The 11,143-nt window shown below is 71.1% G+C and carries 6 protein-coding genes and 3 pseudogenes; 1 reads left to right on the forward strand and 8 read right to left on the reverse strand.

What is annotated here, in order from left to right:
* Positions 1-9 precede the first annotated feature (9 nt).
* From AC13HU_RS02470 to AC13HU_RS02500, 7 genes and pseudogenes are all read right to left on the reverse strand, one after another.
* Entirely contained in the window at positions 10-921 is a 912-nt protein-coding gene (locus tag AC13HU_RS02470) for a hypothetical protein (RefSeq protein WP_483040032.1), read from the reverse strand.
* Positions 918-3,056: a hypothetical protein gene (locus AC13HU_RS02475; RefSeq protein ID WP_483040033.1), complete on the reverse strand. Its 2,139-nt coding sequence runs from the start codon at positions 3,054-3,056 to the stop codon at positions 918-920. The genes AC13HU_RS02470 and AC13HU_RS02475 overlap by 4 nt, the downstream gene beginning before the upstream one ends.
* On the reverse strand, positions 3,053-3,970 hold the full coding sequence (locus AC13HU_RS02480; protein WP_483040034.1) for a hypothetical protein: 918 nt from the start codon (positions 3,968-3,970) through the stop codon (positions 3,053-3,055). The genes AC13HU_RS02475 and AC13HU_RS02480 overlap by 4 nt, the downstream gene beginning before the upstream one ends.
* 180 nt (positions 3,971-4,150) lie before the next feature.
* Complete coding sequence (locus AC13HU_RS02485; RefSeq protein ID WP_483040035.1) at positions 4,151-4,870, reverse strand: Crp/Fnr family transcriptional regulator; 720 nt, start codon at positions 4,868-4,870, stop codon at positions 4,151-4,153.
* 559 nt (positions 4,871-5,429) lie between these two features.
* Positions 5,430-6,067, reverse strand: a pseudogene (locus AC13HU_RS02490) (transcriptional regulator); the annotation flags it as partial.
* A 126-nt stretch (positions 6,068-6,193) separates the two neighbouring features.
* Positions 6,194-6,298, reverse strand: a pseudogene (locus AC13HU_RS02495) (hypothetical protein); the annotation flags it as partial.
* A gap of 91 nt (positions 6,299-6,389) precedes the next feature.
* Positions 6,390-7,082, reverse strand: a pseudogene (locus tag AC13HU_RS02500) (glycosyltransferase); the annotation flags it as partial.
* A 25-nt stretch (positions 7,083-7,107) separates the two neighbouring features.
* On the opposite strand from AC13HU_RS02500, the gene AC13HU_RS02505 reads away from it, so the two are divergent.
* Positions 7,108-7,620 carry a hypothetical protein gene (locus AC13HU_RS02505; protein ID WP_483040036.1) on the forward strand — a complete coding sequence of 171 codons (513 nt, stop codon included), beginning with the start codon at positions 7,108-7,110 and terminating at the stop codon, positions 7,618-7,620.
* 209 nt (positions 7,621-7,829) lie between these two features.
* Here the strand turns inward: AC13HU_RS02505 and AC13HU_RS02510 are convergent, their stop codons facing one another.
* Positions 7,830-10,775, reverse strand: a complete 2,946-nt coding sequence (locus tag AC13HU_RS02510) for an ATP-binding protein (RefSeq protein WP_483040037.1) — start codon at positions 10,773-10,775, stop codon at positions 7,830-7,832.
* Between the last annotated feature and the right edge of the window lie 368 nt (positions 10,776-11,143).

Raw genomic sequence — 11,143 nt, forward strand, 5'->3', positions numbered from 1 at the left:
CTCGCCGGATCAACGAGGCTTCCCTGGGGCACCGTTCCCGTGTCCCGCGTCCCGCACGCGCTTCAGCGTCTCCTCGCCGTACGGCACGCCGGCGTCGCTCAGGACTTCCGCGAGCTTGACGCCGATGAAGCCGCGGTGCTCACCGTCGAGGTCCTGCAACACCGAGGCGAGGGACCTCTCCCAGCTTTCGGGGGCGTCCAGCGCGCTCCGGTGCGCCACTGTCCACTCCAGTACGTCCTTCGCCTGCTCGGGGTGGTAGAGCAGCCAGAGCGCTGCCAGGCCGTGCGGGCCGCCCACCACCACGTCCCGGTAGAACCGGTACGCCTCATGGTGCTCCGCGCCCCATACCGCCGGCAGGACGGGACTTCCGGGGGGACTCGTAGGCCCGGGTGAGCGAGGCAGGAACCGGTACGCGATCCCCAGCGGGTCCATTGCCCAGGCGCCACCGTAGGGATCGGGCGGACCGGCCTCGAAGGCCGTACGCAACGCTTCCGGGTGGCCGGGCCACACCCCCCGCGCTGCGGCATCGGCGGCGATGCGCCAAGTGACCTCCTCCTCGGTGGGCGACTCGCGGGCGACGACGACCGGGTCGGCCACCCACCATGCGACGGTCTGCGGGGGCAACAGGGGTGATGCGGCAAGGCCGTCACCGCCGCGCCCGCGCCTCGGTGCCTCCACCTGGCATCGGCGCTCGGCGAGCGAGACCCAACGGGCGTCGGCCACGGCGGTCTGCCAGGCATGGAGCAGGGTCGGCCGCGGATAGACCCGGGCGGCCCTCCGGTCGGGGTACTCCACCCGGTCGGCGTCGTCCGGGTGGAGAAGGACCAGAGCCCGATCGGTGTGTGCGGTCCGTCGCCTGCGGAACGCCAGCAGGCACCACAGGGGCGAGGAGGTCAACTGCTCCACCAGTGGCTCGTTCATGGACGTGTCCCTTCGGAAGTCGCGGCGGCGGTACGGGCGCGATAGCGGGCGAGGAAGAAGGTGACGACTCCTGGGCGCCCCGTCGACGTGCCGGAGAGGGTGGCGAGCAGATCGGCCACAGCCGCGCGGTGACAGCTGTCGGAAGACAGAGACACGGCGGTCAGCGCTTCGGCCATCGCCCCGTGCGAAGCGGGGTTCTCCAGGGCGGCGGTGACCAGGGGCAGCAGGCCGTCCGCCGGTCCCGTCACCAGTTCGGTCAGCCGAAGCTTCAGGCCACCCGGGCGGAACTGCCCGCCGGAAGCACTGGTGCTGAGCGAAGTGACGGCCTGAACCGCGTACGCCCGGCGGAGCGTGCCGACCGGTTCGGCGAGCCAGCCGGCCAGGAGGGTGAGCACGGCCGTGCGGTTCTCCGCCTCCGTGAGCAGGACGTTGAACGCGAAGGTGACGGCGTTGCGGAGTCCGGCGGTCAACTCGTCCTCGCTGCCATTGAGGATCGCGTTGAGCAGATTCATGGCGGCAGTGGGGCGGCTGAGCCCGAAGCTGCCCGCACAGGTCTCGGCCACGGTGCAGCGTACGGAGGGGTCCCGACGCCGGCTCCACTCCCGGAGTTGAGCCCGCACCGCGCCGGACAGGTCCGGGTCCTGCGCGATCTCTCCGAGGGCGTACGCCGCCAGCCTGCGTTGCCAGCGGTAGTCGGAAGACGCGAAGTAGTACAGCTGCTGAAGCCATCCAGGACCGGTGGCGTGACAGAGGGCGCGCCCGATGGCCTGACCCGCCGCGAGATCCACTCCTGGCTGGTAGGGCATGTCCCGCAGGGCCGTCCAGAGAACTTCGGCCATGCCGTCGTAGTCCCACCACAGGCGCCGCAGCACGAACTCCGCCTGGTGCCTGCCTTGGAAGGCGACGGGCTGCGACCAGTAGCGGCTTCCGCTCGTACGGACCACTTGTCGCGGCAGCAACTTCGCCCGGACATCGGCCAACCGCTCCTCGAAGCTGCGGCCCAGCAGGTCCCGCGAGCGCGTCCCGTCCGGTAGCGATACCGGCGCGTCCGAGCCCTGGGAAGCCCGTTCGGCGATCCGATCGCGTAGACCCACGACGCACTGGTGGATGACCGTACGGTCCTGTCGTTCCAGGAGTGCGACAGCCGCGAGGAACGCCAGTCCCTCCGCACTGCCGCGCACCGCTTCCAGTGTCTCCTGCGCGGCCTTGGTCCCGCCGAGTCGGAGGTTCTCCATCGCCTGCTCCACCGACCTTTCCCCGATGGCGACTTCCCGCAGTTCCTTGGCAACGTCCACTGCGGTAGCGGGCAGTTGACCGGCGCCGAGATAGTCGGCGAAACGGGGCTCGTCAAGGTGGGCCAGCGCGGTCTCGAGTCGCCGCGCGGGAAGGTCGCCGTCCCGCACCATCGACAACAGGCATCCTTTGGCCACGTCGTACGCCATCGGCGGGACGTGAAGTACCTCCCAGGACGAGGTGTCACGCGGCAGTTGCTGTCCTTGGCCCAGGACGACCACCAGGGCGGCCCCGGCTTGTCGCAGATCGTCTGCCAGTGCGACCAACGTGTTTCCGCTGAGCGCGCCCGCGACTTCGGGTGACAGCCCCTGGAGGACATAGCCCCGGCCGGCCGACGGCGACCACCCGGTCAGGTCCAGTGCCGGGTCGAGGCCGGTGATGCCGCCGGCGCCGAACCGATCACGCAGCAATGCGAACGCCGTGGTGACGGCGCCGGTTCCGCCCGCTCCCCGCAGCAGCAGCGGGCCGCGTTCGAGGGCCTTTCGGCACGAGTCGTACGAGGGCGGCTCGACGAATCCCTTCAACCGACCCTCGATCTCCCGGGCGGGATACGGACCCTCACGGAAGCGGAGGCGGGGGATCTCGTCGTCCGCCTCATCCCGAGATGCGAAGAAGTAGATGTCCCTCGCATTACCCATGAAGGCAGCCGCGCCGCTGGTCACCGACTGGCGGTTCCCTTCGTACCGTGCCCGTCCGGCCGCAGGCTGCTGCGTACGGGTCTCGTCGGCCGACTCCGAGCCCGAGTCCGGACCCGGCTCCGGCCCCGACTCGCCGGCCGGGCGGCCCTGTTCGGGGCGGTCCGCGCTCCCCCACTCGTCCGGTTCTTCGGCGGCCGTACTCACCTTTGGTCCTCGGTGGCGCCACCGACGTTCTTGGAGCCGGACACGTTGTCCCCGCTACCCCAGTGCTGGTTGGCGGCACGGTTCTCCGTGGTGGAGCGACCGGTGAAGGTGAAGTCCCCACCAACGTCGCCCATCACGGCCATGCCGTCCTCGACCCGCTGGGAGTTGCCGTGATAGCGGGCGGCCGACGGCGCAGGGGCGGGCGGCGTCTCCGGCCTCTCCGGCGTCCCGGCGGTCACCGGTTCCTTCGCCGGCACTCCGGCGCTGAGGAGGTTGCCCGACGGCGCGGGGACGTACAACCAGGCCCGCTGGGCGAAGTTCTTGCCCTCGACGGTCGCGGGCACCTCGGTGCAGTGGTCCGGGAGCAGTCGCGTGTAGCCGCCGAGAACGGCGTCCTCGAAGACGCGATCGGAGATGATCGCGGCCAGGTGCGTGGTCTGTTCACTCGCGGCGGTGAGCATCGCCTTGACCGGGCGGGAGTCCAGCAGCCGGTGGGTGTCGTTGCGCGCGGTGCCGTTGCCGTCGCCGAGCGCGCCCGAGTCGGGCAGCGGGCCGACATGGACGCTGGCCCGCAGCCGGATGCGCGGCCCGACGGACGTCACGTTGTACTCGCCGAGGACCTCGTCCAACACGCGGAGGAACGGCCACAGCACGAAGGGCAGTTGGGCGGGATCGAAGCCGAAGACGATGCCGTCACCAGTGCTCGCCGGAAACCTCTTGGCATGGCGCAACTCGGTGAGCCCCGCCTTCTCCAGGGCGAAATCGACGAGTTGGGGGATCAGCTCGCTGACCGCGGCATGCTGAACGGACGGCAGACCGGTGAAGTCCTTGGCGTCAACTGCCAGCAGAGCGCGGTAGGGCGGCAGCGGTCGGCTCTCGGAGCCGGGGACGGGGACGGGAACGGTCGTGGACATGGGCGTTCTCCTTGAGGTGGACGGAGGCTGGGGGCGGTACGGTCGCGCGGCGACCGGTTCCCAGCATTCGGCTCAGCCCCGCGGCGGAATGCACAGCACTGGGCGTCCCACACGTAACGGCGGTCACACTGCCGCGCGCGGTACGCCGACTTGGGCCGGCTCAGCCCAACTTGGGCCGTCTCAGCCCGTCTTGGCCCAGGATCGAAGCGTCTCCAGGTCCTTGATCACGATCTGCCTGCGCGCGGTCTCCACCGCTCCCGAGTCCCTCAACTGCCCCAGCCCGCTGCCGACCGCATTACGGGTCACCCCGATGGCCTGGGCAAGTTCCACCTGTGTCAGGCCGGTCAACCGCAGTGGAGCCGCCCTCATGGCAACTGTCCCCATGGCAGCCGTTCCCGCAGCGGCCGTCCCCACGGCAGCCGTCAACGGCGTGCCGTTCCTACCGGGAGTCGCGCCGGCGAGCTCGACCAGCCTGACCAGAGTGCGCGCCAGCCGTACCACCAGCGGAAGGGTCAGCAACTCGGCCCGCAGCAGGTCCGATTCCCGCAGCCGGGCCATCGCCTGGCGCATCAAATCCATCATCAGCCCACGCTGCTCGACGATCATCCTGAACCGCGCGGCCTCCAGAACGACCGCCGAACACGGGCTGAGCGCGATCACATCAGCAATGCGGGTGCTGCCGTCGAAGACCGCCACCTCGCCCAACAGTTCGCCGGGCCCGCGGAACGCGAGCAAGGTCGCGACACCTTCACGGTCCCGGCTCACGACCTTCGCGAGCCCCTGGGTGAGCGCCAGCAGATGGGTCCCCGGATCTCCCTGCCGCAGCATCACGCTGCGCTCGCGAAAACGCCGTCGCGAACCTTGATTCAGGATCTCGGACCACAACTCTGCTGAGAGCACACGCCGCCTTCCCCACGGAGTCCGTGACGGATGAGAATCGCCCCGTCACAGATGGTTGTACTCCCTGCGCGTGCCACACGTAAGACGGCCGATGCCGGAGGTTCAAACGCATCTCCACACGAACCGCCCCGACCTCGGGATGAACCACCGCCCGCCTCGAAGCCACCTACGCCCTCGGCCCGTTCCTGGCGGGCAGGCGATGGACGCGTACTCGATCCAGGAGGACTGGGGTCCATCCCCGCGGGTGCGAACGCTCTCCACTAACCGTTCTGAGCGTATGCCCCGTCAGCACCGACGCGAGGGTACGCAGAAGCTCCGTCCGGCACGTGGTCGAACGGGGCCGCCTGCGCTCTGCGTGGGCTACTCGGCGGCGCTACCGGGGGCAGCGGGCTCTCGGCCCGGCACTCCCGCGAGATGTAGCGAAAGAACTCGTCAGTCCTCCCGTCCGTCAAGCTCTCTCCTTCCGTCAGGGCAGAACCTTGGGCACAGCTCTACGTCCGTTCGCCTGCATTCCAGCGCGGCTGAATATCCCGCTCGTGGGCGTCCCACTTTGGCGACGCTAATCGGCGACGCCCAAGAACTCGGCCAACGGCCGTAGCCCGGCGGGTGGTTGGGGAGCGCCCACAGGTCGCGCACGATGGCGACAGCCAGGGTGTGGTGATGCATCCAGTTGGGCGCCACGCGGCGCAGTGATTCCAGTGTCTTGACGGTCCCGGGTGCATCCCCGATGTCCGAGTGCGCTCGGGCGACATCGAGAAGCAGCCAAGTCCGCCATGAGGGGGGTGTGTCCTTGGACAGGCGCATGCCCTTGGCCAGGGTCAAGGCGTCGGCGGCGTGCCCGTACTGGACCGCCAGACGGACGCGTTCGATGCGAACCGACGACGGGCTGAAGACGCTGATCATGCGGTTGTCGCTACCGTCGGGCAACTTGGAGACCCGGGCAGCCTCCGCCTCGGCCGTTTCCATCATCGCTGCCGCTCGGTCGTAGTCGCCGCTTCTCGCGGCGGACGTGGCGGCGCTCATGGTCAGTCCGCCCCACACCTTGAGCCCGTCGGCCGTGGCCGTGTGATCGGCTTTCTTCATGTCATCAGCAGCACCGAGCGCGATGCCCAGCGCGTCCTCCAAGCGGCCCTGCCGTTGGTAGGTCCACGCCATCGAATTGACGATCATCGGCACGAGCAGCGGATCGGGGGGCTGGACGAGGAAGAAGGCCAGTTCCAGGAAGCCCGTGTTGGGGATGCGGTCGGACTTCCAGATCACACCGATGTACTTGAAGCACTGCATCACGCCCTGGGCCCAGCGGGTCCGTTGGGTGAGGAAGCGTTTGCGGTCGAAGAGCGCCTCCTGCTCCACGTAGGTCTCGGCGCAGAAGCTGTTGACCCAGCCGGCCAGCAGCAGGTGGATGCCGAGTTCGAAGTCCTCCAGCAGCCGCCCGGTCCACGGCCTGCCGCGCTGCGCTGGCCAGGTCGTCCAGTGCCGAGAGCCGGGCGAACTGCCCGTTGCCGCCGAGGCAGACCGAGCGGGACGCCTTCCGCGCGTGCTGGAGCGCGGCGACCGGCGCCCGGAACTCCAGGTCCTGGAGCCGGATCAGCAGGCGGGCGACGAAGTTGCGGACGGTGCCCGCGTCGGGGTCCGGCCGGGCCTGGGTGCGGTTGATCATGCGGACTTCGATCTGTACGCCGCCGACATCCGCCCGCCCGAAGTAGCGCCGGGCCGCCACGTAGTCCAGGCAGCCGGGTGCGGGACGGCCGTCCGCGTCGAAGACCCCGACGATCACCCGGCGGCGGTCGGCCTCCTCGGACAGCCGGGCGCACAGCGCCCGGTAGGCGGCGTTGAGTGCCTCGCCCTTGCCCTGCCGTGCCTCCGGTCGGCGGCGCTGGACGAGGTGGACCCCCTCGTCCCGCAGCGCGAAGCGACGGAAGATGTCGCCCGTGGCGTCGTCCGAGTCGTCGTCGACGACCCAGATGTGTGCGGTCGGGCAGGCCGCGCGCAGGTACCAGAGGGTCTCGCCGATCACGGCCTCCTCGTCCCGGCACGGTACGAACAGGTGCCAGGTGTAGTCCTCGGCGTTCCCGGGCCTGCGGGTGCGCCGCACCAGCAGCGGCAGGATCAGCATCAGCAGGTAGACCGGGAAGAGCAGGCCGATGACCACCGAGAACTGCGAGAGCAGGTGGAGCAGGCCGGAGTCGTCCGGGGCGGTGGCGAGGAACATGGGCGGTGCGGGCCTTCCTTACGGCATGACGAGTACGGGCGCCGTCCTTCCGCGCGGCGGGCGGGTCTTCGGGGAGCGGGCCCTGCGCGGGCGGGACGTGGACGTGCGTGTCGCGGTCCGGATCGAGCGCCCGATCACCACGGCGCGCACCCCCCTCCAGGACTACGACGGCGGCCACGTCTGGCTGCGCTACCACAGCCCCGAGGAGCTCTACGCGCTCAGCTTCCGCCGCCGGGACGGCCTGGTCGTCATCAAACGGAAGCTCCCCGCGGACGACGCGGCGGCGGCCAACGAGGGCGACTACGCCACCTTGGCCGAGGCACGGCACGGCTTCGCCTACGGCAGCCTGCACGACATCAGGGCCCGCGTACGGAACCAGTCGCACGGCGCCGTACGGCTGTCACTGGAGATCGACGGCACGACCGTGCTGAGCGCCGTCGACCACTCCCCCGGCCCCCTGCGCCGCCCCGGCGGCGTCGGCCTGCGCGGCGACAACAGCGAGCTCGCCTTCCGCACCTTCACCGCGAAGTCGGCCTGACCCGGCGGGAGTCGCGGCCACCGCGCGACCGCGATCCCGCCGTGGTCGTGGGGCGTGCGGCCCGCAGTGCGTGCCGGAGTACGGGCCGTCGTACGAGCCGCCGCCGGGTCGCCGACCAGCGCCGGGTCGCCGCCGGGTCGCCGTACAGCGCCGGGTGCGGCAAGCGCCTGCCGGCCGGCGAAGCCCGGGGGCGGACAAGTGGCCCGGCGCTACGGCGCGTTGCCGGCGATTCCGGCGATCAGGCGGGGCAGGCCCGCGTGGTCGCAGCCGACCTTGAGGTAGATGTCGGACAGCAGCCGCGTCACCACCGCGTCCGAGGCGCCGAGTGCCTCGGCCATCTGCGCGACGGACCGACCGCTCGCGGCCCATTCGGCCACCGTGCGTTCCTGGACGGTGAGCGAGTCCGCCTCCGCGGTACGGGGCTGGAGCGGCCACAGCCCGGTGGCGTCCAGTTGCTCGCGGGCCCGCGCCGCCAGTCCGTCGGCCCCGCACAGCACGGCCCCTTCCAGTCCCCGGTGCAGTTGCTCCGCGGCCTGCTGCGGAAGTCCGGTACGGCGCAGTGCGACACCGTGGTCGACCAGCGCCCGCGCCAGGTCGTACCCGGACGGTGAGCGTTCGAGGTGCCCGACCGCCTCGGCGAGCAGACCGGCACGCCGGTTCATGGGGGTCACCATGGCCAGGGCGTGCAGTGCCTGGCCGATGGCGGACTGCGTGCCGAACCTGCGGGCCCTGCGGACGCCCTTCTCGGCGACCTCCGCGGCCCGCTCCGGGTCGGTGACCTCCTTGGCCATGGCCAGGTGGAGCGGCCACGGGCACCAGGCGGGGTTGCGCATGCCGCGGGCGTCGAGGCGTTGACCGACCCGGATGAGCTGCTCCTCGGCCTCGTGGTGGCGGCCGAGGGCGAGCAGCAGCTCGCTTTGGACGGTCTGCGCGTCCGGGTAGACCACGGCGCTGGGCGTGATGTCGCCGTAGCCGTAGGACATGGCGACTTCCTGCGCCTCCTCGACGCGGCCCCGGGCGAGCAGGATCTCGATGAGGATGCCGAGCGCGAAATACTGCGCGGGCACCTGGTACCCGACCCGGTCGGCGATGCGCAGGCCGTCGCGGACCATGGTCTCGGCGGAGCTCAGGCGCCCGCGGCGGAAGCGGATGTAGCCCAGCAGCGTGTAGCCGAAGGACAGATGCGCGCCGCGCCAGCCCTTGTCCTGGCATTCCGCGATGCCCTGGTGGAAGAGCTGCTCGGCCCGCCCCGGCTGGTCGCAGTACATGAAGGTGAGGGCCACCAGGACCGGCAACTCGAAGCCCCACAGGTCGTCGGTCCACGACAGGCCGTCGCCGAGGGCCTGCTCGGCGAAGTGCAGCGCCGTGTCGGCCGACTCGCCCCGTACCATCGCGTCCCAGGCCCGCAGCCCCAGCAGATAGCGCTCGGCGGTGCCCCGCCCGGTCACGTGGTCGGCGAGCCGGGCGAGTTTGCGCGAGCGGGCGGTCGAGTCCTGCTCGTCGGCCCGGAAGGCGTTCCACATGAACTGCTCGGCCTGCAGGTGCAGCCGGGTCTTGTAGTCGGTGGCCGAGCGGGCCGCCTCCGCTACCGTCCTGGCCGCCTCCGCCATCTGGTCGGAGTGGCCGAGCGCCTGCGCCAGCCGGTAGATGATCGCCTCGCGCAACTCGGGGGTGAGGACGGGTTCGTCCAGCGCGGCGCGCAGGTGGTTGACGGTGATCGCGGGCTCCGTCAGCGAGGCGGAGCAGCCCAGTTCGAACAGCACCTGGGCGCGGTCCTCCATGGCCGGCGGTTCGCGCAGCGCCCGGGCCAGGCAGCGCCGGGCGGCGTCGGGAGCGCCGGCCCGCTGGTACTCGCGGGCGGCCGCGCACAGTTGCTGCACCACCCACGGGTCGCTCTCCGGGTGGGTCTCCAGCAGGTGGCGGGCGGCCGCGGCGGGGCCCAGACCCGCCTGGGAGACCACCGCGGCGGCCTGGCCGTGCATGGCGACCCGGAAGGCCACCGGAATCGCCCGGTAGACGGCGGTGGAGACCAGCGGATGGAAGAACTCCAGCCGGCCGTCGGCCTCTTCGTACCCGCCTGCGTGCCCGCCTTCGTGCCCGTCGCGGGACTGCTCCGCGAGGATGCGGGCCTCGCGCAGCCGGGTGACCACGTCGGCGGACTCGGCCTCGCCCAGCCCGCCGAGGCTCGCCGCTCTGCTGCGGGAGGCCCCGGCGCCCAGCACCGCGACGCTCCAGGCGAAGCGGACCGCGGAGGTGCCCAGCCGCTCCAGCCGCTCGACCAGACCGCCGCCCTTCACCGCGGAGGCCAGTTCGCGCAGTTCGGGCAGGTGGACGACCTGGGGCTTGAGCCCGCGGTCGGCGACCCTGGCGGCGAGTTCGACGGCTTCGAAGGGATTGCCTCCGGTGACCGCCCAGGTCTCCCGGCAGAACGCCTCTTCGGCGTCCTCGCCCAGGGTGGACCGGACGATACGGCTGACGGCGCCCGGCGTGAGCGGTGCGAGATCCAGGGGGCGCGATCCGTGCCGCACCGCCAGCCTGCCGAACATCACGGCGTCGCACGGCAGTTCGTCGGGGCGGTAGGCGACGACGAGCAGGATCGGCAGTTCACCGACCCGCGGCGCGAAGCCGGTGAGCCAGGCGAGGGACTCGGCGTCGGCCCAGTGGGCGTCGTCCAGCATCATCACCAACGGGGCGCGCTGCACCGCGAACCGGGTGAGGATCCAGTCCAGGCCGTCCCGAACTCCCTGCGGGTCGGGGGAACCGTTCGGGGCCGCCACCAGGCCCACGGCGGGTGCGACGATGTCGTACCAGTTGCCCAGTGCCTCGCGGTGCTCCTCCTCGGTGCCGGTGGCGAGCAGCGGCTGCAACAGGTGCCGGACCACCTGGAAGGCGACGCCCTGCTCCTGCTCACCGCCACGCGCGGACAGCACCGTGTAGCCGCGGGCCATGGTCCTTCTGCGCACCTCGTTGAGCAGGGTGGTCTTGCCGAGTCCGGCGGGCCCGGCGAAGACGAGCAGTCCGCCGGTGCCGGTCGCGTCCTGATCCTGGGATGGCCCACTTAAATCGGCCAACACGGCTTCCAGCGCGGCCATTTCGCGCTCGCGCTCCAGCAGCAGTCCCGTCCGCCAAGGCGGTTGGTCTCCGGTGAAAGACATGTTGTTCCCTCGAAAGCGTGGTGTCCCCGCTCGCCCTTGCCGTGGTACGCACAGCGTACGCACGCGCACACGTTATGCAGCCCGCTTCATCACATCCTCCGGCGGCCTGACCCGACTTGACCCGCAACGGGACCGGGGACGGTATCATTCCGGCGGCCACGGCCCCCGGGGGCGCACAGCACGTCGCGTGCGCCGGTCGCGCACCCGGCGCTACCCGTCAACCGGGGTCCCCCCGCGTGCGCTGCCCCTACGATCTCCGAACGGCACCCGGAACACCTCGGGCCCGTATCGCCGTCGGCGGCCGGGCACTTCGCGGCATCCTGGAGGGCGAATGTCAGACGAGACCACTTCCGGCCCCGCCCTCCCCC

Source organism: Streptomyces sp. NH27 (assembly GCF_056859195.1).